Source organism: Aeromonas sp. s8 (assembly GCF_040907785.1).
Taxonomy (GTDB): Bacteria; Pseudomonadota; Gammaproteobacteria; order Enterobacterales; family Aeromonadaceae; genus Aeromonas; species Aeromonas veronii.
Genome location: NZ_JBFOCL010000057.1, coordinates 237876 through 260085, shown reverse-complemented (window position 1 = coordinate 260085; position 22210 = coordinate 237876). Strand labels below are relative to the sequence as shown.

The window sequence follows — 22210 nt, the reverse complement described above, 5'->3', positions numbered from 1 at the left end:
CTGTTGGGGTATCGCCAAGCGGTAAGGCAGCGGGTTTTGATCTCGCCATCCCTAGGTTCGAATCCTAGTACCCCAGCCATTTTTCTGTTCTCTTCCACATCTGTGGTCGATAACAAACGGCTATGTAGCTCAGTTGGTTAGAGCATCGCACTCATAATGCGGGGGTCACAGGTTCGAATCCCGTCATAGCCACCATTAATATTGCGGAAGTGGCGAAATTGGTAGACGCACCAGATTTAGGTTCTGGCGCCCTAGGCGTGAGAGTTCGAGTCTCTCCTTCCGCACCATTAATAGCAGTACCAAACAGACCAGCTCACGCTGGTTTTTTTGTATCTGAAATTTGCCTCTCCCCAGTTTTTCTCTCGCGCCTCTATTAACCCAGCTCCACGTTAATTCACGTTCACGTCCCTCTTCATTTATTCCGAGCACGCCTTGCTATTCTTGTCTCCCGGCCATAAAAAAGCGGCCCGCAGGCCGCTGGTGCACACATTCATCATCCCGGTTATCAGAACGGGAAGAACCAGGGGATCGCCACCACACTCACCGCCATCACCAACAGGGTGAATGGCACCCCGATACGGATAAAATCGGCAAACTTGTAGTTGCCCGGCCCCAGCACCAGGGTATTGACCGGTGACGAGACCGGCGTCATAAAAGCGGCCGAGGCGGCGATGGCAATGGTCATGGCAAACGGATAGGGCGATACCCCCATCTGCTGGGCCGTGCCCAGCGCAATGGGCGCCATCAATACAGCCGTCGCTGTATTGGAGATAAAGAGCCCGATCACCGCGCAGAGGGCAAACAGGCTGGCCAGCATGACCCGCGGCCCCATCTCCCCTACCGCATTGATCAGACCACCGACGATCAGATCCACCCCGCCGGTTTTTTGCAGCGCCAGCGCAAAGGGGAGCATGCCGACGATAAGGATCAGGGTCGGCCAGTGGATCGACTTGTAGGCACTCTCCATGTCGATGCAGCGAAACTTGCCCATCAGCAGACAGGCGATCAGCGCGGCAATCACGTTGGGCACCGGATCGGTCACCATCAGCAGGATCATCACTCCAAGACAGAAGAGGGCATGAATAGCCTGACTGCGGGCGGGGGCCATCTCGTCCACTTCGGCGGGCAGCCCCATCAGCAGAAAGTCGCGGCTATGGGTCTGCAACTGTCTGATGTGGCTCCAGTTCCCTACCACCAGCAGGGTGTCCCCCATCTGCAGCGGCTCGTCCACCAGTTTGCCTGCCAGTGCCTCACCGTCGCGGCGCAGCCCCACCACGCTCAGGCCATAGCTGGAGCGGAAGGTCACCTCACGCACGCTTTTACCCAGCAGCTTGGACTCTGGGATCAGCGACACCTCGGCCATTCCCACCTCCCGCGCCTGATCGGAGAAGTACTCCCCGCGCAGTATCATCGGCTCGAGCCGCGCCTCGCTGCAAAACGCCCGCACATCCACCTCGGGGTCTGACATGTCGATCAGCAGAACATCCTTCGCCTGAAATTCACTGATCCCCGACACCGGCACCATCACCCGGCGAAACTTGCGCCAACGCTCCACCCCGATGACGTGGGCACCATAGCGGGCACGCAGTTGCAGTTCATCCAGGGTATGGCCAATCAGCGGGGAGTCCGGCCGCAGCGCCAGACGACGGGCACGACCGGCCAATCGGTAGTCTCGGATCAGATCGCGCAGGGTGCGGCGCCCGGTCAGCTTGCCCTTGCCCTCTTCCCCTTCGCCCACCAAGGAGCCGCGCACCAGCAGCATGTAGAGGATGCCCAGCCCCAGGATCAGCAGGCCCATGGGGGTGAAATCGAAGAACCCAAAACCGTGAATGCCGTGACGCATCAGTTCACTGTTAACCACCATGTTGGGGGGGGTGGCCACCAGCGTCATCATGCCGCTGATCAGCCCGGCAAAACCGAGGGGCATCATCAGGCGACCGGCCGGGATCCCCATCCGGTTCGCCACGCTCAGCACCACCGGGATAAAGATGGCCACCACTCCGGTGCTGCTCATCACTGCCCCCAGACTCGCCACCGCTACCATCAGCAACACCAGCAGCTTGGTCTCGCTGCTACCCGCCACCTTCACCAATGCATCCCCCACCTGATAGGCGATGCCGGTACGCACCAGCCCCTCACCCACCACAAACAGGGCGGCAATCAGAATGACGTTGGGATCGCTAAAGCCTGCCAGCGCCTCTGGCAGGGTGAGGGTGCCGCTCAGCACAAACAGGATGACCACGCCCAGGGCGACCACGTCCATGCGCACCTTGTTGGTCATAAAGAGATAGATGGCGCCAGCCAGCAGACAGAGCACCCAGACAAGCTCGGAATTCAATACAACCTCCTTTTATCACGTGATTCTCCTCCCGGAGAGTGGACTCTATCAGACCACAGCCATGGCGCTATCATCTTGCTACATATCAATAAAGTCCGGCCCGCCGGGGCCCCATAACCCATCACTGCTGGAATAACCGGGCACCAGTGGCGATTTCTTTGATATGGGCCAAGTACGGGGCGGACAAAAGTCCTGCCCCTCCTCCCCCTCACCCCTTAGAATGGCGCCCTCGCATACTAACCCTCATGCCCAAGGATCAGAAAATGAGCATATTCGAGCTGTTCAGCATCAATAACACGCTGGTGACCATACCGCTGGGTGGCGGCTATGCCATGTCATGGATTGAAGCCATCGGCACCCTGTTCGGGCTGGCCTGTATCTGGTTCGCCAGTCAGGAGAAGACCATCAACTACCTGTTCGGTCTGATCAACGTCAGCCTGTTTGCCATCATCTTCTTCCAGATCCAGCTCTACGGACTGTTGATGTTGCAGCTGTTCTTCTTCTGCGCCAACGTCTACGGCTGGTACGCCTGGACCCGCCCCGCCAACGAGCAAGGGGATACCCTGCAGATCCGCTGGCTCAGCAGATCCAAACTGATGGTGACCGCCGCCGTGAGCGTGCTGGCCATCGCCCTGCTGACCCGCTATATCGACCCGGTCTTCGCCACCCTGGCACGCGCCTCGGTCTCCCTGCTCAACCTGTTTGGTGCCAACCTTGCCACCCCCGAGCCCTCCCCCGATGCCTTCCCCTTCTGGGATGCCAGCATGACGGTGCTCTCGGTGATCGCCCAGATCCTGATGACCCGCAAATACGTGGAGAACTGGATCCTCTGGGTCGTCATCAACATCATCAGCATCGGTGTCTATGCGGCGCAGGGCGTCTACGCCATGTCGCTGGAGTACCTGATCCTGCTGTTTATCGCCGCCAACGGCACTCGCCTCTGGGTGATTGCCGCCAAGCGCCAGCCACAAGGTCTGTAAGCCATGAGTCTGTTACCCCATCTCCAGTGCCGCCCCGACCAGATTGCCGAGCGGGTGGTACTGTGCGGCGACCCGGCCCGGGTCGATCGCATCGCCAGCCAGCTTGAAGAGTGTGAGGTGCTGGGGCAAAACCGGGAGTTTCGCCTCATCAACGGCCGCTATCAGGGGCTGCCCATCACGGTCTGCAGCACCGGCATCGGCGGCGCCTCGGCCATCATAGCGCTGGAGGAGCTGGTGCAAGCCGGTGCCCGCTCGCTCATTCGGGTCGGCTCCGCCGGTGCCCTGCAACACGACATCGGACTCGGCGACCTTATCGTGGTGGAAGGGGCGGTTCGCAATGAGGGCGCCTCACAGGCCTATCTGCCCGCCGAGTACCCCGCCTGCGCCGATATCTGGCTGCAAGCGGCCCTGCTCAACCATGTGGCCACTAGCAGCCAGCCTCATTGGCACGGGCTGGTACGCTCCCACGACAGCTTCTATCGGGATGACGAGCAGGAGGTGTGCCGCTACTGGCATGCCCGTGGCGTGCTCGGCGCCGATATGGAGACAGCCTCCCTGCTGACCGTGGGCCGCCTGCGCAAGGTGCGGGTCGCCGCTGTGCTCTGCAACGTGGTGCTGTTCGAGCAGGATGTGCAACAAGGGGTAGCGGATTATGCCAGCGCCGAACAGGCGATGATGGCCGGTGAGCAGCACGCCATCGCGGCTGCCCTCCACGCCCTGGTGCAATAAACCGTAAACCGTTAACTGCGGCACATCCGCTACCGTGCGGGCTGGTATCCGGCCCGCACTCTTGCTAGCCTCATGCCCCTCGTCATCCGGTGCGACAGGCAAGTCATGCAGCAACAGCCCTACCCCCTCGGCCGTTTTCACGCCGAACTCCAGCAGCTTGAACCCCGCTTTGCCACGGCGCTGGAAGCGTGCACCATGTTTCTGCGCCGTTACCTGCCGGGCGAATCGATCATGCGGCAGGGGGAGCAGAGCAAGCAGCTCTATCTGGTCGAACGTGGCCGGGTCTCCCTCAACAGCACGGTACACTCTGGCCGCCGCTTCCAGCTCGGCGAGATTGAGTGTCACAACCAGATCTTCGGTGAGATGGAGTTCTTCAGCGCCACTCCGGTGCAGTGGAACGTGGTGGCCGAGACCGAGCTGGATGCCCGGGTCATCTGCGCCAACAAACTAGCCCTGCGCCTGCTGGCAGAACCTGAGTTGACCCTCTTTTTCGCCGCCGCACTTGCCAGCGACTATCTCGATACCCTGGAGATCACCACCAGCCGCCTGCTCCACCCCATCGCCTACAACATCGCCTACGAGTTGTGGCGAGAACGCCAGCGCACCCCCATGCTGGGGTCACGCAAGCGGGCCCACGAGGCAGCGCGCTTCGGCACCACAGAGCGGGTCTACCGCCGCGCCCTCAAGGAGCTGGTCGAACAGGGCATAGTTGCCGACGGCAGCGATGGCCCCGTTATCGCCGATCTGGCCAGGCTGCGCGCCTATCTCGACCTTTGATTTCCATTCACCCCATTTCGATTCACCCTGTCAGGAGTCACCATGTCTGCTCACACCTATCCAGAGTTCACCTTCTTCAGCCGCTTCGTCGCCGATATTCAGGCGGGCCGCAAGACCATCACCATCCGCGACGAGAGCGAGGCCAACTGGCAGCCCGGCCAGCGGCTGGCGCTGTTCACCAACCCGGAGCACCAGCCCTTCGGCACCATCGAGGTGCTCTCGGTCAAGGCGGTCGCCTTCGATGAACTGAACGACGAGCACGCCCGTCAGGAGAACATGACCCTCCCCGAGCTCAAACAGGTGATCAGGGATATCTACCCCGATCTACCGCCGCTCTATGTGATTGAATTCCAGCTGATTGAAGCCTGATTTTGTGAGCTGCCCCAGCTAACGCCGGTTGCGCTCTCTGGCTAAAAGCGCAAAATAACTGTTTTTATATACAGTCATTGGTACGTTATGGAAACACAACTTGAACCGGCCATTGCGGCCATGGTGGTGGAGTTCGTTGCAGCAGGCCGCCCCAAGGCGAGCAGCCTGAGCTGGCAAGAGCGGCGTGAAGGCTATCTTGCTTCAGCCGTATTGGGTGGTGAACGGGAAGAGGTTGGCTCTGTCGAAGAGTGGCAAAACGGCCATTATTCCGTTCGCCTCTATCAACCAGCGCCAACCTCAAGTACAAGCCGTCCGGCCCTGATCTACTTTCATGGCGGCTGTTTTGTCAGCGGCGAGTTCGACACCCATGACCGCCAAATGCGGATGCTGTGCAATCGCGCCGAGGCACTGGTGTTTGCGGTACATACCCGCCTTGCACCTGAACACACCTATCCTGCCGCCCACGATGATGCACTGGCAGCCACGCTCGCCATCATGGCCGATGTGGAGAAATGGCATGGGGATCCGGCAAGGATTGCCCTTGCGGGCGACAGTGCTGGCGGCCACCTAGCCCTGATCACCACCTTGCGACTCAAGGAGCGAGGCGCCCCCTTGCCTGCCGCCCAACTGCTCATCTATCCGATGCTCGATGCTGCGGGCGACAGTGACAGCTATCGGCAGCTAGGGGATGACTACCTCATCACCCGCGACATGCTGTTAAGCGGTTTTCACGCCTATCTGGGCGAGCTACCCGTCACTCACCCCGAAGCCAGCCCTCTCCACCATCCTGCCCTGTCGGGATTGCCGCCGACCCATATCGTAACGGCGGAATATGATCCGCTGCGCGATGAGGGGGAAGCCTTCTATCGCAAACTGCTGCAAGCCGGTGTCACGGCTACCTGTCAGCGGCAACTAGGTGTTATACACGGCTTCTTCCAACTGGCCAGAGTCAGCCCCGCGGCGCGTCAGCTCATCGAACAGCTCTCACTGCTTATCAGGAGACTCTGATTTGGCCTTTGCCGAGCGATGTGTTAATAGTGTCCTCTTTTAAATCAGGGAGGTGACCCGAGTGTTTGAGATAGCAAGCCTGAAAGAGGGGATGATGCACGGGGTCGAGCTGTTCCAGCTGCTGCTGGAGATCATCTCCATCGCCTGTGTGGTAATAGGGCTTGGCAAAACCCTCTGGCTGGCGGCAAGAGTGCGGGATCACCAGCCCGGCTTTCCGCGCATTCGTCTCTGCTTTGGCAGCTGGCTCATTCTGGCGCTGGAGTTCCAGCTCGCCGCAGACATCCTGGCCACCACGGTCGCGCCGAGCAAGGAGGAGCTGATCCGCCTTGCCATCATCGCGGTGATCCGCACCTTCCTGAACTACTTCCTCGGCAAGGAGCTGGAAGCACAAGCGGAGCGCCAACAAGAGAAGGCAGAACGCCAGCAGGAGCAGCGCAGCGAGCAGGCCAAGGCTGCTCAATAGCCTGTATCGCTGCGGTGCATCAGCGCTAAGTGCCGTGCCATCCCGACCACCTCCGTGGCTCGGGATGGCGCCTTTGTGACCCTCCCCGCACTTTTGGAAATCAGCCAACAATGGAACCCTTTTCAAGGTTTCCCCTGCCCTGTTGACTGCCCGTTCATCTGCGTAAGATAGAAAATCTTCTCCCCCAACCGGCCAAGCTGATGAATACGCACTCCCTTCACACGCCCGATATCGACCTCGAGAGCTGTGTCATCTACCAGATCTACCCCATTAGTTTTCAGGACAGCGATGGCGACGGCATGGGCGATATCAACGGCATCCGTCAGCGCCTCGACTATCTGGCCACCCTCGGGGTCGATATGCTCTGGCTCACCCCCATCTATCGCTCCCCCAAACGGGACAACGGCTATGACGTGGCGGACTACCGTGCCATCGACCCCGCCTTCGGCACCCTGGCCGAGATGGAAATGCTGATAGCCGAAGCGGCCGCTCACGGCATCGGCATCATGATGGATATAGTCGCCAACCATACCTCCACCGAGCACGAGTGGTTTGTGAAAGCGCTGGCGGGGGATCCCCGCTATCAGGACTACTACGTATTCCGGGATCAAACCTTTGTCGATGCCCACCCCATTACCTCGATTTTTGGCGGCAGCGGCTGGCAGTATGTGCCAGCGCTTGATCGCTACTACCTGCACAACTTCGACGCGAGTCAGGCCGATCTGGACTGGGACAACCCGGCGGTGCGGGCCGAAATGGCAGAGGTGATCAACTTCTGGCTGGGCAAAGGGATCAAGGGATTTCGCTTCGATGTGATCGACATGGTGAGCAAGGAGTGGGACCGACTGGCCATGAGCAACGGCCCGCGCCTGCACGACTATATCCGCGAGCTCAATGCCGCGAGCTTCGGCGGCAAGGGGATCATCACGGTGGGGGAGACCTGGGGGGCCGATCTCGCCCATATGCTGAACTATTCGAACCACGATGGCAGCGAGTTCAGCATGGTGTTCAACTTCGAGCATCTGGGGCTCGGCAGTGACAAGTGGTCATCCCACTTTGATCCACTCGCCTTCAAGCGAGCCATGGCCCGCCACCAGCAAGGGCTGCACGGGCGTGGTTGGAACAGCCTGTTTCTCGGCAACCACGACCTGCCCCGCGCCGTCTCCCGCTTTGGCGATGACAGGCCTGAGTGGCGGGAAACCAGCGCCAAGCTGTGGGCCATGGTGCTGCACATGATGCAGGGCACTCCCTTCATCTATCAGGGGGAGGAGCTCGCCATGACCAACCGCCACTGGCAGCCGGGCGAGCTGCGCGATGTGGAGGCGATCAACTACCGCGCCAGCCAGTCAGGGCTGGATCCTGCCGAGCTGAGTCGGCGGCTCGATGCCATCGGCCGCGATAACGCCCGTACCCCGATGCAGTGGAACGGCGGCCCCCACGCCGGTTTCAGCACAGCCACGCCCTGGATCGCCCTCAATGCCAACCACGTCGAGATAAATGCCGCCGAGCAGCTGGTCCACCCCGACTCGCCGTTTCACTGCTATCGCCAGCTCATCGCCCTGCGCAAGGCTCACCCTGTCGTTCGCCACGGCAATTTCGAGCTGCTGGATGGGGATGATCCCGAGCGCATCAGCTATCGCCGCCACTGGCAGGATCCGGCCAGCGGAGAGCGGCACACCCTGCTGCTGCTCGCCAATCTCACGACCAGCCCATTGCCGATGCCCCACTTCGATAAGGTGGCAGACGAGATGCGGTTGCTGCTGGCCAATTACCCAAGCGAACCACTGCCACTCTTCGCCCCTTATCAGTGCGCCATCTGGCTGCAAGTGGATCAGGGTTAACCCCGTGTTGACGGGCCATGCCAATGGCCCGTCAGCCACCTCCCATTGGGCTGTCAGCAGAAAATCATGCCCCCACGCGGCGGGATTAAATTAACCACTATTACTGACTTATTAATTGATTATTTATCCCGTTTGATACGCTCTCATTGCCCCTCTTACTATGCCAGCGACCTATCCATTGCCGATGCAACTATCGGCCTTCAAACTGGCATAGCAAAGTGGAAAACACATGATCACCACAGACGGGAATAACGCAGTCGCCTCGGTGGCGTACCGCACCAGCGAAGTCATCGCCATCTACCCCATCACCCCCAGTTCGGCCATGGCTGAACAGTCGTCGGCCTGGTCGAGCGAGCGGGGCAAGAACCTCTGGGGGGATGTGCCCCGGGTTGTCGAGATGCAGTCGGAAGGGGGTGCCATTGCCGCCGTCCACGGCGCCCTGCAGACCGGCGCGCTGGCGACCTCGTTTACCTCGTCGCAGGGTTTGCTGCTGATGATCCCCAACCTCTACAAGCTGGCGGGTCAGCTCATCCCCTTCGTGCTGCATGTGGCGGCGCGCACCGTGGCGACCCACGCGCTATCTATCTTTGGCGATCACTCTGACGTGATGGCGGTGCGCCAGACCGGCTGTGCCATGCTCTGTGCCAGCAATGTGCAGGAGGCGCAGGACTTTGCCCTGATCTCCCAGATAGCGAGCCTCAACAGCCGCCTCCCCTTTATCCACTTCTTCGACGGCTTTCGTACCTCTCACGAGATCGCCAAGATAGCGCCGCTCGCTGACGACACCCTGCGTGCCCTGCTGCCCGCAGATGCCATCCGTGCCCATCGTGACCGGGCGCTCACCCCCGACAAACCGGTCATTCGCGGCACCGCCGCCAACCCGGACACCTACTTCCAGTGCAGGGAGGCGAGCAACCCCTGGTATGACGCCGCCTATGGCCATGTGAATGAGGCAATGCAGGCCTTTGGCAAGCAGACCGGCCGCCACTACCGGCCATTTGAATACGTTGGCCACTCGCAGGCGGAGCGGATTGTGGTGCTGATGGGCTCGGCCATCGGCACCTGTGAAGAGGTGATCGAGCGCCTGCTGGCCCAAGGGGAGAAGGTAGGTCTGGTGAAGGTGCGGCTGTTCCGTCCCTTCTCGGCCGGGCACCTGCTGGCCGCGATTCCCGAGAGTGCCCGCTCCATCGCCGTACTGGATCGCACCAAAGAGCCGGGCGCACAGGCCGAGCCCCTCTATCTCGACGTGATGACGGCGCTGGCCGAAGCTGTCAGCCGGGGCGAACGGGCAAGCCTGCCGCGGGTCATCGGCGGTCGCTATGGCCTCTCCTCCAAAGAGTTCGGCCCCGCCTGCGCGCTGGCGGTGTTTGCCGAACTGGCGCAGGAGAACCCGCGCCCGCGCTTTACCGTCGGCATCTTCGATGACATCACAGGTCTCTCGCTGCCGCTTCCCGCGCTGAATTCGCAAAGCCCCATCCACAGCCAGCAACACAAGCTGGAAGCGCTCTTCTACGGCCTTGGCAGCGATGGCACCGTCTCGGCGGCCAAGAACAGCATCAAGATTCTCGGCAACCACACCGACCTCTATCCGCAGGGCTATTTCGTCTACGACTCCAAAAAGGCGGGCGGCCTCACCGTCTCTCACCTGCGGGTGGGCGAGCGGCCGCTGCAATCGGCCTATCTGGTGGAAGAGGCGGACTTTATCGGCTGCCATCAGTGGCAGTTTGTCGACAAGTACCGGATGGCGGAGCGCTTGAAAGCGGGCGGCATCTTCCTGCTCAACACCCCCTACAGCGAAGCGGAGATCTGGCCGCGCCTCCCCAGCGAGGTGCAGCAGGCCCTGCGCGAAAAAGAGGCGCGCTTCTACATCATCAACGCCGCCAAAATTGCCCGCAACTGCCAGCTCGGTAACCGCATCAATACCGTGATGCAGATGGCCTTCTTCCAGCTCAGCGCCATCATTCCCCCCACAGAGGCGACCAGCCTGCTGAAGCAGGCCATCGCCACCAGCTATGGCAGCAAAGGACAAGCGCTGGTCGAGCGCAACTGGATGGCACTGGAGGCAACCTGCGCCGCCCTGACCCGGGTGCCGCTGGGTGAGCTGGATCCCGCCAGCCGCCCCCGTCCACCGGTGGTTTCCGCCAAAGCCCCCGATTTTGTCCAGACCGTCACTGCCGCCATGCTGGCGGGGCTGGGTGACAACATGCCTGTCTCCGCCTTCCCGCCGGATGGCACCTGGCCGGTCGGCACCACCCGCTGGGAGAAGCGCAACATCGCCAAGGAGATCCCCATCTGGGAGGCGGAGCTCTGTACCCAGTGCAACTACTGCGTCGCCGCCTGTCCCCACTCGGCCATTCGCGCCAAGGTGGTAGAACCGGATGCGCTGGCCGCAGCTCCCGCCACTCTCGATGCGCTGGATGTGAAATCTCGTGACATGCGCGGCCAGCAGTACGTGCTGCAGGTGGCGCCGGAGGATTGCACCGGCTGCAATCTCTGCGTCGAGGTGTGCCCGGCCAAGGATCGCAGCAACCCGGATCGCAAGGCGATCAATATGGCTTCACGCCTCGATCACCTCGACGCGCAGAAGGCCAACTACGACTTCTTCCTCGATCTGCCAGAGCGCAGCGCCGAGCAGCTGGAACGCATCGATATCCGCACCTCCCAGCTCATCTCGCCGCTGTTTGAATACTCGGGCGCCTGCTCCGGCTGTGGCGAGACTCCCTATATCAAGCTGCTGACCCAGCTCTATGGCGACCGGCTGCTGATTGCCAACGCCACCGGCTGCTCGTCCATTTATGGCGGTAACCTGCCTACCACCCCCTACACCACCAACGCCGACGGGCGCGGGCCGGCCTGGGCCAACTCGCTGTTTGAAGACAACGCCGAGTTCGGTCTGGGCTTCCGTCTTACCGTCGTTCAGCACAGGGAGCGGGTTCGCCGTCTGCTGGCGAGCCTGGGCGACACCATACCTGCAGCGCTACGCGAGGTGCTCGGCGATGCCACCCTGCCGGTTTCCGAGCAGCGGGCCCATATCCAGCAGCTGCGGGAGCTGCTGCAAGAGAGCAAGACTCCGGAGGCCCTTGAGCTGGCTCGCGATGCGGACTATCTGGTGGAAAAATCGGTCTGGCTCATCGGCGGCGATGGCTGGGCCTACGACATCGGCTTTGGCGGGCTCGACCATGTGCTGAGTCTGGGGGAGAACATCAATGTGCTGGTGCTCGACACCCAGTGCTACTCCAACACCGGCGGCCAGCAGTCGAAGGCAACCCCGCTTGGTGCCATTACCAAGTTTGGCGAGCAGGGCAAACGCAAGGCACGTAAGGATCTCGGGGCCAGCGTGATGATGTATGGCCACGTCTATGTGGCGCAGATCTCCCTCGGCGCCCAGATGAACCAGACGGTAAAAGCGATTCAGGAGGCGGAAGCCTATCCGGGGCCCTCGCTCATCATCGCCTACAGCCCCTGCGAGGAGCATGGCTACGACATGGCCGAGAGCCATGAGCAGATGAAGCAGCTGACAGCCACCGGCTTCTGGCCCCTCTACCGCTTCGATCCGCGCCGCGCTGACGAGGGCAAACTGCCGCTGGCGCTCGACTCGCGGGCCCCCAATGCCTCGCTGGCCGAGACCTTGCGCCATGAGCCCCGCTTCCAGCTGCTGGAACGCCAGCTGCCGGAGGTGGCCAGCCAGCTCTATGAAGAGGCAGAACAGGAGGCTAATCGCCGCTTCGCTTGGCTGAGCCAGCTGGCAGGCAAGGAGAGTCCGGCGCAGGAGTAACCTGCGCATGGCTTGATGGCAACAGCCTCTCTATTCGCCAAATAACAATCAGGGCTCCCCGCGGGGAGCCCTGATGCTATCTATGGTGAGCCAATGTCGGCGCAGGCCTGATCAGGCACTGATGGAGGCCAGCTCGTGGCGCTTCAACGCCAGCAGGGTGATAAGCAGCGCCAGCGTGGCGATCAGTGCCATGCCGATATAGGTTGCGCTGAAGCCCGGGGCCAGCAGATCGGGCGCGAGCCGGCTCAGATCGCCATCGCTGCCGGCCGGCAGGCGGAAGTGAAACAGCATGGAGCAGATGGCCACGCCGACGGCACCGCCCAGCTCCCGTCCGAAGTTGAACAGAGACATGCCGATACCGCGATCCTGCCGTGGCAGGGCATTTTGCACTACTACCGAGAGGGCGGGCAGCACCAGACCGAGACCAATACCTGCAAACCCGAGGGCCAGTCTGACCCAGGCATCAAAGTGGATCTGCCACAGAGCCACTGCCGCGAGGCCAAAGCCCACCGCAACAAAGCTCTTGTAGTGACCGGTACGGCCAATCAGCTTGCCGCCGACAAAGGCGCCGGCAGTGATGCAAATCATGAAGATAACCATGATGGCGCCGCTCTCGCTGGCGCTCATCCCCTTCTGCCACTGCATCTGCAACGGCAGATAGACCAGCACGGCAAACATCAGCAGCTGGGAGAGCATCACCAGCAGCACGCTCACCAGATAGCCGGGCAGCCGGGCCAGATGGGCAGGCAGAATGGGATCGTGGGCGCGCCGCTCAATCAGAATGAGCAGCAGCAGTGCCACGCCCAGCGCCACCGAAAGCCAGACGGCAGGCAGCGCCGCCTCCGGCGAGAGCAGCAACAGGGTGAGCGTGGTGACGGTAATCAGCAGACCCGCCCCCTTCCAGTCGAAGCGACTGTTGCGACGCACGTTGAGCTGCTTGAGGTTGCGGTTGATGAGAAAGACCGCCAGCGCCCCGAGCGGCAGATTGATCCAGAAGATCCAGCGCCAGCTGAGCTGCTCGGTGAAATAGCCGCCGAGCAAGGGGCCAGCGATGCTGGAGACCGCATAGACCGCCGAAATGTAGCCCTGATACTTGCCCACCTCCCGTGGCGGAATGGTATCGGCAATCACGGTAAACGCGAGGGCAATCAGACCACCGCCCCCCAGCCCTTGCAGCACCCGTGCCGCCAGCAGGGTCGGCAAATCCTGAGAGAGCGCGCAGGCCACCGAGCCAGCCAGAAACAGGCCGATGCCGATATTGAGCATCCGCACCCGGCCAAAGAGATCGCTCAGCTTGCCGTAGAGGGGCAGCACGGCGGTAGCCGCCAGCAGGTAGGCGGTGACCACCCAGGTGAGGGCGGCACCGGCATGCAGCTCGGCGCCAATCATGGGCAGCGGGGTGGTGACTATGCTCTTTTCCAGTGAACCGAGCGCGATCACCAGCGCCACACTGGAGAAAATGGTTTTGGGGGATATTTTCGAGGTCATAAGCAGACTCGCTGATCTGATATGCCAAAGTATCCGGCAATGAACGGATTATTGTCTCACAAATCAGCAAGAGATAGAAAAAACGGCGGCCACAATATGCCCAACCATGAGGCCGATCCCACAAAACGCCGACCGTTTCTGCTAGCCTGCTCTATTTGATTCGAGGAGCCCCCATGAGCGAGCGTGAGCAGTACGGGTTTGATCACTACGATGCCCTGATTTTCGATATGGATGGCACTTTGGTAGATTCCATGCCCCTTCATCTGGATGCTTGGGAGCTTACCTGCGCCGAATTCGGCATCCCCTTCGAGCGGGAACAGCTCTATCAGTACGGCGGTATTCCCACCCGCAAGATCATCGCCATGCTGGCCGAGCAGCAGGGGCTGACGGTGGATGTCGAGGCTTTTACCCGTCGCAAGATTGCCCTCTACATGGCGCACATCGACAAGGTCAGCGTCTTTCCCAAGATGTGGGAGCTGGTCAGGCACTATCACGGCAAGGTGAAGATGGGGATTGGCACCGGCTCACCGCGCAATCAGGCGGACTCCATCCTGAAAAGTACCGGGCTCGATGCCTATATCTCTGTGGTGGTCAGTGCCGATGATGTCACCAACCACAAACCGCACCCCGACACCTTTTTGCGGGTGGCCGAGCTGCTCGGCGCCAATCCGGCCAACTGTCTGGTGTTTGAAGATACCCGGATCGGGCTTGAGGCTGGCAAGGCGGCAGGGATGGATACCGTGCTGGTTATCGAAGGTGACCTGCACCAGCGGTAAAGTACTCAGGGCAAGCAGGCAAACCGATAAAATGGTGTCACGACAGTGGCACCATTTTTTATTCAGGTGAGCATAGCGGCAGCGTCAGTGCCCGGACAGAGTTGCGATCACCGCCGGAATAGCGGCAACCTTCAGACAAAGGGCGTTGGCCTGCGCCTCATCCTGTAGTGCCTGATGAGTGCGAAGCAGCTCAAGGGCTTCGGCAGGGGTATCTGCAAAGGTGGGGGCGGCGATGGCGGCAAATCCCTGTTCGACCAGTTGACGACGCTCATCGCTATAGCTGGGTGCATTGGCATCTAGATAGGTAAGCGCCTGACCTTGCTTGAAAAAATGATAGTTAGGCATCGATTGGCCCCGCAAAAATAAAGCGCCATTCTACTCCTTTTTGCTCCGCCGCCAGCGTCAATCTGTGATGTATCAAGTGATCTATTTCACATTTTTATCAACAAACCTTTACCGGTTGGGCGCCGTCCAAATCCCCTCTTCACACGGCGTCAGACAACACCCGATACCGTCACTCTGCGCCAAACAAAACGCCTCCACAAAGGAGGCGTTGCGACTGAAACAGGGTGGCTCCCGTTACATGGCATTCGTCGATTCGAAGATCTTGTCGGCCGAGGCCTCGACGAAGCCTGGATAGAGCACGCCATCGGCTTGCGGATAGCGCAGGGCAAACTCGTAGAAGCAGCTCGGGATGGTACGCACCCCATCGCTGAACGGCACCTCTGCTTTGTCAGCCATGGTGGAGGATTGCTCCAGCATCACCTGCGGATCCCCTTTCACCTCGCCACCCACGCTGTTGAGCACAAAACCCGCCGCCTTCAGCGCAGCATTGACCTGATGGATGGTGTCGAAATCCTTCAACTTGTTGATATTGACCGTGAAGTGGTTGGCACGATAGCCCCATGCTGCCATCCATGCCGCGTACTCGCTCTCCGCCAGCAGAGTCTGATAATCGGCATAGGAGACCTGCCAGGGGGCACCGGTGTAGAGAAATGCCGGGGTATCGGTCAGATGATCGGGCACCTGATCCGCCAGCTTGTGGATGATGGCCTGCGCCGCTGGGGAGAGTTCTTCCACCTTCAGCTCGCTGATAAACACCTTGGGAGCGTCCGGATCCTGATGCTCGAAGTGCTTGGCGTAGAGCTTCTTGGCCTTGAAAACGTACTCGCCCTTCTGCTCGTAACCGAGCGCCAGGAAGTGGGCGGCCAGCTTCTCCAGCCCCAGCTTGGGCAGGTTGTAGGTACGAAACGCCACGTGATCGTTGACGATGGGCTCGCCGCCACCCAGCAGGGTGTGCACCTTGAGGGCGCTCGGGGTCACCTTGATGTAGTTGTCCCACAGATGGCTGAACAGGGTGTCGATATCCTTTTGCATCTCTCTTTCCTTTGATTGCGGGTACAGATGGGGGCACCGCTGGATGCCCCGTGTCGTTATTGGAAGCGCAGGCCAGGCAACAGTTGATCCGGCATGGCGGCCTTGCTGTCTTCGACAGAGGCAACCGGGGATATGACACAGTAGTCGGCGGTGTTGAGCCATCTCTGCTGCATTGGCATCCCCATTTGCTCTTAAAACGTCAAACCAGGAGACAGCTGCTCCGGCATGGCGGCTTTGCTGTCTTCGACAGAGGCAACCGGATACGCACAGTAGTCAGCGGCGTAGTAGGCGCTCGCCCTGTGGTTGCCGGAGGCGCCGATGCCACCAAACGGCGCGGCACTGGAGGCGCCGGTGATGGGTTTGTTCCAGTTGACGATACCGGCGCGGATCCGCTTGAAGAAATGGTGCCAGTCCGCCTCCCTGTCCCCCAGCAGACCGGCCGAGAGACCATAACGGGTGGCGTTGCCCTGATCGATAGCGGCATCGAAATCGTCATAGCGAATGAGTTGCAGCAGCGGGCCGAAGTACTCTTCATCCGGCAGCGCCTTGACTGCAGTCACGTCGATAATGCCCGGGGAGACAAAGCCGGTACCCGCTTCCAGGTGCTTGAGGGTAAGCAGGCTCTCGCCACCGAGGCGCTGCAGGTTGGCTTGCGCCTCGACCATGCCCAGTGCTGCCTTCTCGCTTATCATCGAGCCCATGAACGGCTGCTCGGCTGCGTCATAGAGGCCGACCTTGATCTTACCCACCACCTCGACCAGTCGCTTGACCAGGGTATCGCCCCGCTCGCCGCGCTCGACAAACAGGCGGCGGGAGCAGGTGCAGCGCTGACCGGAAGTGATGAACGCCGACTGGACGATGGCATGGACGGCGCCGTCGATGTCGCTCACATCTTTCACAATCAGCGGGTTGTTGCCGCCCATCTCCAGTGCCAAAATTTTTCCCGGCTGACCGGCAAACTGCTGATGGAGGAAATGGCCGGTGCGGGAGGAGCCGGTGAAGAAGAGGCCGTCGATATCGGGGTTGCCCGCCAGCGCCTTGCCAGTCTCGACCTCCCCTTGCACCAGATTGAGCACCCCCTTGGGCAATCCGGCCTGCTGCCACACCTTGACCATGGCCTCGGCCACCATGGGGGTCAGCTCGGAGGGTTTGAACACCACGGCGTTACCCGCAATCAGCGCCGGGACGATATGGCCGTTGGGCAGATGGCCCGGGAAGTTGTAGGGGCCGAACACCGCCACCACACCGTGGGGCTTGTGACGGACAAACGCCTTGGCGCCCGGCATGGCATTTTCAACGGTGCCGGTACGCTCGTCGTGCGCCCGGATGGAGATGGCAATCTTGCCCTGCATGGCGGCTACTTCGGTACGGGTCTCCCACAGCGGTTTGCCTGTTTCGCGGGCGATAGTCAGGGCCAGCGCCTCTTTCTGCTCGCCGAGCAGGTCGGCATAACGACGCACTATGGTCAGGCGATCCTCAAGGCTCATGTCCGCCCAGTGGTAGAAGGCGGCACGGGCGGCCTTGACGGCGTCATCCACCTGCGCCGCACTGGCGGCAACCCCCTGCCAGATCACCTCGTTCTTGGCCGGATCGGTTGACTCGAACGGCTTGCCTTCACCGGCAAGCCACTGACCGTCGATAAATTGCACTAACTGGCTCATCCATTCACTCCCTGTCGCTGGCAGGCAGCCTCGGCTGCCTGTCTGATAATCGGTTTGCTTGTCCTGTTTGTCTCAGTCGAGGTCGACCACCCGCACCATGTCGCCATCCTGCACCTTGAGTGCCGCCGCCATCTTGGGCGGAATGATGGCTTCGTGCTTGTCGAGATCGACCCGGATATTGCCGTAGCAGGCGCGGTAATGCTCGAAACGGCTGTTGCAGATAAGGTGGGTCTTGCCACCGATGGGCTCGCCCACCAGCACCCGCAGCTTCTTGCTGCGGCGCACGCTGCGGATATTCTTCACGTCGCACTCGACGGTGGGGCCCGCATCGAAAATATCGACGTAGCCACGGTTCACGAAGCCCTCGTCCTGCAGCATCTTGATGGCGGGACGGGTCTTCTCGTGGGTCTGACCGATAACGGCGCGCGCCTCTTTACTCAGCAAATTGACGTAGATGGGGTACTTGGGCATCAGTTCGGCGATAAAACGCTTCTTGCCGATGCCGGTCAGATAGTCGACGGTAGGAAAATCCATCGAGAAGAAATGGGTTTGCAGCCACTCGTAGAAGGGGCTGTGACCGTTGGCATCGGAGACGCCACGCATCTCGGCGAAGACGGTCTCGTCAAACAGCTCGGGGTGCTCGGCCATAAACAGAAAGCGGTGCTTGGAGAGCAGGCGGCCGTTGAGCCCCTCGCGGGCACATTCGCGCAAGAACAGGGTGCAGAGCTCGGAGTTGCCGGTGTAGTCGTTGGAGAGAGTCAGGGTTTCAACGACGTTGTAGATGCCGAGCTTGGGGGAAGAGTGCACCACCTTGCCGATGTGGTAGTTGTAAAACGGCTGGGAGAGGCCAACCGCGGCATCGATGGCACAGGTGCCGACCATCTCGCCGGTCTCCAGATCCTCAGCCACGAAGAAGTAGAGGCAGTCCCCCTTGCCGGCGGGCTTGTCGGAAAAAGTCTGGGTAGAGGCATCAATCTTGCGCTGCAGCAGCTCATCGTTGACGGGCAACGAGGTCATGCCGGTGCCGGACTCGATGGCGCAGGTCTTGAGCCCGGCAAAATCTTTTTGCTCGATGGGACGGATAACCAACATAAATGACAACTCCCTTTCATTGACGACAGGTGGGGTCCCGGCTCCTGCCGGGAGAGCTCCCCACCTCAATTTGGAATCAGGCGTTAACCACCTGGGCAACCGCCTTCTCGAAGCGGGCCAACCCTTCCTTGATGTCCGCTTCCGGGATCACCAGTGAAGGGGCAAAACGAACCACATTGGTACCGGCCACCAGTGCCATCAGCCCCTGATCGATGGAGGCCAGCAGGAAGTCGCGGGAGCGCCCCTTGTAGGCATCGCTCAGGGCCGCGCCCAGCAGCAGACCCTTGCCGCGGATCTCGCTAAAGCAGTGGTATTTGGCATTGATGGCTTCAAGGCCATCGCGGAACAGCTGTTCGCGCTGTTTGATGCCAGCCAGCACCTCCGGAGTATTGATCACATCGATCACCGCCTCGGCGACCGCACAGGCCAGCGGGTTGCCGCCGTAAGTAGAGCCGTGAGTGCCCACTTTCAGGTAAGAGGCGATTTCGTTGGTTGTCAGCATGGCGCCGATGGGAAAACCGCCACCCAGCGCCTTGGCGCTGGTGAGGATGTCCGGCGTGACGCCCAGACCCATATAGGCATAGAGATCACCGGTCCGGCCGACACCGGACTGTACTTCGTCATAGATGAGCAGGGCATTGTGTTTGTCGCACAGCTCGCGCACCCCTTTGGCAAACTCGTCGGTAGGACGAATGATGCCCCCCTCCCCTTGCAGCGGCTCCATCACCACGGCGCAGGTGTTGTCGGAGATCACCTCGGCCAGCGCCGCCAGATCGTTGTAGGGTACGTGGGTAATGTCACCGGGCTTGGGACCGAAGCCATCGGAGTAGGCTGCCTGACCGCCGACGCTCACGGTAAAGAAGGTACGACCGTGGAAACCCTGATTGAAGGCGATGATCTGGGTCTTCTGCTCGCCAAACTTCTCGATGGCATAGCGGCGAGCCAGCTTGAGGGCCGCTTCGTTCGCTTCGGCGCCTGAGTTGCAGAAGTAGACCTTGTCGGCGAAGGTGGCGGCAACCAGCTTCCTGGCCAGACGCAGGGCCGGCTCGTTGGTCATGACGTTGGAGAGGTGCCACAGCTTCTCGCCCTGGGTTTTCAGGGCCTCGACCAGCTTGGGATGACAGTGACCCAAACCGTTGACGGCGATGCCACCGGCGAAGTCGACATACTCGCGCCCTTCCTGATCCCAGACACGTGACCCTTCACCACGCACCGGGATGATCTTGGCGGGCGCATAGTTGGGAACCATCACTTCATCAAACACTTCACGTGTCACTGCCAACAACTCTGACATATAGCTCTCCTTCGATTCGGCGACAGAATAATCCACCGCCCAAAAGTTAAATCCGTGTAAACGTGACGGGATTATCACAGAAATAAAGTAAAAAGTCTGTAACAAGACGGCCTATAAGGAACAATGTTCGATTGCTCTTGAGATTTTAGGCAACCGCATTGCATAACGACTCAGGGGGGCTTGGCAAGAGATAATTTGGGCAGGAGAGGGGGTGAATAAAGTGTCAGGGAAATTTTTTTTGCCTTCTCTCGAACTTGAGAAGGCGATCACAACTTTTTTATGAACGCGCCAGAAAGTTGGCCAGCAACTGATGGCCCTGCTCGCTCAAAATACTCTCCGGATGGAACTGAACACCCTCGATGGGGAGCGTCTTATGGCGCAGCCCCATGATCTCGTCAAACGAGCCATCGGCATGCTCGCTCCAGGCGGTGATGTCGAAGCAGTCGGGCAGCGTGTCGCGCTCCACCACCAAGGAGTGGTAACGGGTCACACGCAGCGGGTTGTTGAGCCCCTTGAACACTCCCTCATTGCGATGGCGGATGAGCGAGGTTTTGCCGTGCATTACCTGACGGGCACGCACTACGCGGGCGCCGAAGGCCTGCGCCAGCGACTGATGACCGAGACAGACGCCGAGAATGGGCAGCTTGCCAGCGAAGTGGCTGATGGCATCGAGAGAGATCCCCGACTCATTGGGCGTACAGGGACCGGGAGAGATCACCAGAAAACGGGGGGAGAGCTGCGCTATGGCATCGAGCGTCAGTTCATCATTGCGCTTGACCACAACCTCTTGTCCCAGGGCGCCGAAATATTGCACCAGGTTCCAGGTAAAAGAGTCGTAGTTATCGATCAACAACAGCATGAGATAACCAACAGCGGAGAATTAACGATCGAGATAACGACCCTGTTCCATTTCCCGTTCACGCTGACACTCGGCCAGATAGATGGCGGCAGCAACGGCAGGGGTTTTATGGTGCTTGTCGATGGCATTGGAGACCATCAACTGCAGGGTATTGAGGTTTTTCGCCTTGCGAAATTTACGTAGCCAGTGACCTTTGTCACTCAGCTCTTCAGCAGAAATAGTTGGTTGAACAGGCATGCTTTCTCTTGGGGATATTACCCAGGTTGAAATAAAGAAATTAAACAAAATAGCCGAGCAGAAAATAAAGAAAGCCAGGCAAATACCCAGCTCTCTTCTACTACACCTTCCCAGTATGTCAGGCTCGAGGAACGAAGCCGACTACATCATATACGCTGGTCAGGGTTTTTTCAGCTCTTTCGCGCGCCTTTTGTGCGCCTTCTGCAAGAATCGCGATCAGATGGGCCTCATCCTGACGCAACTCGTGGAAACGGGCCTGGATCGGTTCCAGCAGCGCAACCACGGCTTCGGCGGTTTCGGTCTTGAGGTGACCGTACATCTTGCCTTCGAAGTGCTGCTCCAGCTCGGGGATGGAGCGGCCGGTCACACCAGACATCAGGGTCAGCAGGTTGGAGACACCCGGTTTATTTTCCGGATCAAAACGCACCACCGCCGGCTCGTCGGAGTCGGTCACCGCACGCTTGATCTTCTTGACGATCTGCTTGGGATCTTCCAGCAGACCGATGAAGTTGGCCTCGTTGTCATCCGACTTGGACATCTTCTTGGTCGGATCCTGCAAGCTCATCACCCGCGCCCCTTCGGTCGGAATGAAGGGCTCCGGCATGGTGAACACGTCACCATAGAGGTTGTTGAAACGGGTACAGATGTCACGGGTCAGCTCCAGATGCTGCTTCTGGTCGTTGCCGACCGGCACCTGGTTGGCCTGATAGAGCAGGATGTCGGCCGCCATCAGTACCGGATAGCCGAACAGGCCGACGTTGACGTTGTTCTCGAAACGGGCGGACTTGTCCTTGAACTGGGTCATGCGCGACAGCTCACCCATCTGGGTATAGCAGTTGAGGATCCAGCCCAGCTCGGCGTGCTGCGGCACATGAGACTGGATGAAGACGGTGCTCTTCTTGGGATCAATACCGACCGCCAGATAGAGGGCAGCCGCGTCCAGACAAGCTTTGCGCAGGGCAGCCGGGTCCTGACGAGTGGTGATGGCGTGCAGGTCGACGATGCAGTAGAGGCAGTCGAACTCATCCTGCATGTTGACCCACTGACGCAGGGCCCCCATGTAGTTGCCGATGGTCAGTTGACCGGAGGGTTGCGCTCCGCTCAATACGATTGGTTTAGTCATGAGAGTGTTAATCCTTGTTATTC

General features: G+C 60.1%; 19 protein-coding genes and 3 tRNA genes. 12 read left to right on the top strand and 10 right to left on the bottom strand.

Annotated features, from left to right (window positions below):
- Positions 1–4: 4 nt before the first annotated feature.
- The 3 genes from AB5Y86_RS20570 to AB5Y86_RS20560 all read left to right on the top strand — a co-directional run bounded on the left by AB5Y86_RS20570 (position 5) and on the right by AB5Y86_RS20560 (position 287).
- Positions 5–79 (top strand) — tRNA-Gln (locus AB5Y86_RS20570).
- A 39-nt stretch (positions 80–118) separates the two neighbouring features.
- A tRNA-Met gene (locus tag AB5Y86_RS20565) sits at positions 119–195 on the top strand.
- A gap of 8 nt (positions 196–203) precedes the next feature.
- Positions 204–287 (top strand) — tRNA-Leu (locus AB5Y86_RS20560).
- Between the two features lie 218 nt (positions 288–505).
- On the opposite strand, the gene AB5Y86_RS20555 is transcribed toward AB5Y86_RS20560, so the two are convergent.
- Positions 506–2338 (bottom strand): SLC13 family permease, encoded by a 1833-nt coding sequence (locus AB5Y86_RS20555; protein WP_368193936.1) that lies wholly within the window; start codon positions 2336–2338, stop codon positions 506–508.
- Positions 2339–2601: 263 nt separating this feature from the next.
- Between AB5Y86_RS20555 and pnuC the strand changes: the two genes are divergently transcribed.
- The 8 genes from pnuC (at position 2602) to nifJ (ending at position 12280) form a co-directional block, all read left to right on the top strand.
- Positions 2602–3318, top strand: a complete 717-nt coding sequence (pnuC, locus tag AB5Y86_RS20550) for a nicotinamide riboside transporter PnuC (protein ID WP_368193935.1) — start codon at positions 2602–2604, stop codon at positions 3316–3318.
- Positions 3319–3321: 3 nt separating this feature from the next.
- Positions 3322–4047 carry a nucleoside phosphorylase gene (locus AB5Y86_RS20545; RefSeq protein WP_368193934.1) on the top strand — a complete coding sequence of 242 codons (726 nt, stop codon included), beginning with the start codon at positions 3322–3324 and terminating at the stop codon, positions 4045–4047.
- A gap of 105 nt (positions 4048–4152) precedes the next feature.
- The gene (locus tag AB5Y86_RS20540; RefSeq protein WP_368193933.1) at positions 4153–4824 is read left to right on the top strand and encodes a Crp/Fnr family transcriptional regulator; all 672 of its coding nucleotides are present in this window, start codon (positions 4153–4155) and stop codon (positions 4822–4824) included.
- A gap of 42 nt (positions 4825–4866) precedes the next feature.
- The gene (gene yqfB / locus AB5Y86_RS20535) at positions 4867–5193 is read left to right on the top strand and encodes a N(4)-acetylcytidine aminohydrolase (protein ID WP_368193932.1); all 327 of its coding nucleotides are present in this window, start codon (positions 4867–4869) and stop codon (positions 5191–5193) included.
- A gap of 87 nt (positions 5194–5280) precedes the next feature.
- Positions 5281–6201 (top strand): alpha/beta hydrolase, encoded by a 921-nt coding sequence (locus tag AB5Y86_RS20530; protein ID WP_368193931.1) that lies wholly within the window; start codon positions 5281–5283, stop codon positions 6199–6201.
- 61 nt (positions 6202–6262) lie between these two features.
- A complete protein-coding gene (locus tag AB5Y86_RS20525) occupies positions 6263–6664 on the top strand; it encodes a DUF1622 domain-containing protein (RefSeq protein ID WP_047437940.1) in 402 nt (133 codons plus the stop codon).
- A 200-nt stretch (positions 6665–6864) separates the two neighbouring features.
- On the top strand, positions 6865–8505 hold the full coding sequence (locus tag AB5Y86_RS20520) for an alpha-glucosidase (protein ID WP_368193930.1): 1641 nt from the start codon (positions 6865–6867) through the stop codon (positions 8503–8505).
- 229 nt (positions 8506–8734) lie between these two features.
- Entirely contained in the window at positions 8735–12280 is a 3546-nt protein-coding gene (gene nifJ / locus AB5Y86_RS20515) for a pyruvate:ferredoxin (flavodoxin) oxidoreductase (protein WP_257691273.1), read from the top strand.
- A 111-nt stretch (positions 12281–12391) separates the two neighbouring features.
- Here the strand turns inward: nifJ and AB5Y86_RS20510 are convergent, their stop codons facing one another.
- Positions 12392–13768, bottom strand: coding sequence for an MDR family MFS transporter (locus tag AB5Y86_RS20510; RefSeq protein WP_368193929.1), 1377 nt, complete (start codon positions 13766–13768; stop codon positions 12392–12394).
- 173 nt (positions 13769–13941) lie between these two features.
- On the opposite strand from AB5Y86_RS20510, the gene AB5Y86_RS20505 reads away from it, so the two are divergent.
- Positions 13942–14544, top strand: coding sequence for an HAD family phosphatase (locus AB5Y86_RS20505; RefSeq protein ID WP_167565071.1), 603 nt, complete (start codon positions 13942–13944; stop codon positions 14542–14544).
- 84 nt (positions 14545–14628) lie between these two features.
- Here AB5Y86_RS20505 and AB5Y86_RS20500 read toward each other — a convergent pair whose 3' ends face one another.
- The 8 genes from AB5Y86_RS20500 to trpS all read right to left on the bottom strand — a co-directional run bounded on the left by AB5Y86_RS20500 (position 14629) and on the right by trpS (position 22187).
- Positions 14629–14889, bottom strand: coding sequence for a hypothetical protein (locus tag AB5Y86_RS20500; protein WP_368193928.1), 261 nt, complete (start codon positions 14887–14889; stop codon positions 14629–14631).
- A 234-nt stretch (positions 14890–15123) separates the two neighbouring features.
- Entirely contained in the window at positions 15124–15921 is a 798-nt protein-coding gene (locus tag AB5Y86_RS20495; RefSeq protein ID WP_021229798.1) for a DUF1338 domain-containing protein, read from the bottom strand.
- 191 nt (positions 15922–16112) lie between these two features.
- On the bottom strand, positions 16113–17582 hold the full coding sequence (gene astD, locus AB5Y86_RS20490; protein WP_368193927.1) for a succinylglutamate-semialdehyde dehydrogenase: 1470 nt from the start codon (positions 17580–17582) through the stop codon (positions 16113–16115).
- A gap of 72 nt (positions 17583–17654) precedes the next feature.
- Positions 17655–18674 (bottom strand): arginine N-succinyltransferase, encoded by a 1020-nt coding sequence (gene astA / locus AB5Y86_RS20485; RefSeq protein ID WP_005334994.1) that lies wholly within the window; start codon positions 18672–18674, stop codon positions 17655–17657.
- Positions 18675–18750: 76 nt separating this feature from the next.
- A complete protein-coding gene (locus AB5Y86_RS20480) occupies positions 18751–19968 on the bottom strand; it encodes an aspartate aminotransferase family protein (RefSeq protein ID WP_368193926.1) in 1218 nt (405 codons plus the stop codon).
- 277 nt (positions 19969–20245) lie between these two features.
- Positions 20246–20827: an aminodeoxychorismate synthase component II gene (locus tag AB5Y86_RS20475; protein ID WP_368193925.1), complete on the bottom strand. Its 582-nt coding sequence runs from the start codon at positions 20825–20827 to the stop codon at positions 20246–20248.
- 21 nt (positions 20828–20848) lie between these two features.
- Complete coding sequence (locus AB5Y86_RS20470; protein WP_005334997.1) at positions 20849–21064, bottom strand: hypothetical protein; 216 nt, start codon at positions 21062–21064, stop codon at positions 20849–20851.
- A gap of 118 nt (positions 21065–21182) precedes the next feature.
- On the bottom strand, positions 21183–22187 hold the full coding sequence (trpS, locus tag AB5Y86_RS20465) for a tryptophan--tRNA ligase (RefSeq protein ID WP_005334999.1): 1005 nt from the start codon (positions 22185–22187) through the stop codon (positions 21183–21185).
- Between the last annotated feature and the right edge of the window lie 23 nt (positions 22188–22210).

Bases quoted from the DNA above. Each gene is read 5' to 3' on its own strand.
- AB5Y86_RS20545 (WP_368193934.1), top strand. From the start codon at position 3,322: ATGAGTCTGTTACCCCATCTCCAGTGCCGCCCCGACCAGATTGCCGAG.
- AB5Y86_RS20530 (WP_368193931.1), top strand. From the start codon at position 5,281: ATGGAAACACAACTTGAACCGGCCATTGCGGCCATGGTGGTGGAGTTC.
- yqfB (WP_368193932.1), top strand. From the start codon at position 4,867: ATGTCTGCTCACACCTATCCAGAGTTCACCTTCTTCAGCCGCTTCGTC.
- nifJ (WP_257691273.1), top strand. From the start codon at position 8,735: ATGATCACCACAGACGGGAATAACGCAGTCGCCTCGGTGGCGTACCGC.
- AB5Y86_RS20540 (WP_368193933.1), top strand. From the start codon at position 4,153: ATGCAGCAACAGCCCTACCCCCTCGGCCGTTTTCACGCCGAACTCCAG.
- AB5Y86_RS20510 (WP_368193929.1), bottom strand. From the start codon at position 13,768: ATGACCTCGAAAATATCCCCCAAAACCATTTTCTCCAGTGTGGCGCTG.
- AB5Y86_RS20480 (WP_368193926.1), bottom strand. From the start codon at position 19,968: ATGTCAGAGTTGTTGGCAGTGACACGTGAAGTGTTTGATGAAGTGATG.
- pnuC (WP_368193935.1), top strand. From the start codon at position 2,602: ATGAGCATATTCGAGCTGTTCAGCATCAATAACACGCTGGTGACCATA.
- AB5Y86_RS20495 (WP_021229798.1), bottom strand. From the start codon at position 15,921: ATGCAAAAGGATATCGACACCCTGTTCAGCCATCTGTGGGACAACTAC.
- AB5Y86_RS20475 (WP_368193925.1), bottom strand. From the start codon at position 20,827: ATGCTGTTGTTGATCGATAACTACGACTCTTTTACCTGGAACCTGGTG.
- astD (WP_368193927.1), bottom strand. From the start codon at position 17,582: ATGAGCCAGTTAGTGCAATTTATCGACGGTCAGTGGCTTGCCGGTGAA.
- AB5Y86_RS20520 (WP_368193930.1), top strand. From the start codon at position 6,865: ATGAATACGCACTCCCTTCACACGCCCGATATCGACCTCGAGAGCTGT.
- AB5Y86_RS20470 (WP_005334997.1), bottom strand. From the start codon at position 21,064: ATGCCTGTTCAACCAACTATTTCTGCTGAAGAGCTGAGTGACAAAGGT.
- AB5Y86_RS20500 (WP_368193928.1), bottom strand. From the start codon at position 14,889: ATGCCTAACTATCATTTTTTCAAGCAAGGTCAGGCGCTTACCTATCTA.
- trpS (WP_005334999.1), bottom strand. From the start codon at position 22,187: ATGACTAAACCAATCGTATTGAGCGGAGCGCAACCCTCCGGTCAACTG.
- astA (WP_005334994.1), bottom strand. From the start codon at position 18,674: ATGTTGGTTATCCGTCCCATCGAGCAAAAAGATTTTGCCGGGCTCAAG.
- AB5Y86_RS20505 (WP_167565071.1), top strand. From the start codon at position 13,942: ATGAGCGAGCGTGAGCAGTACGGGTTTGATCACTACGATGCCCTGATT.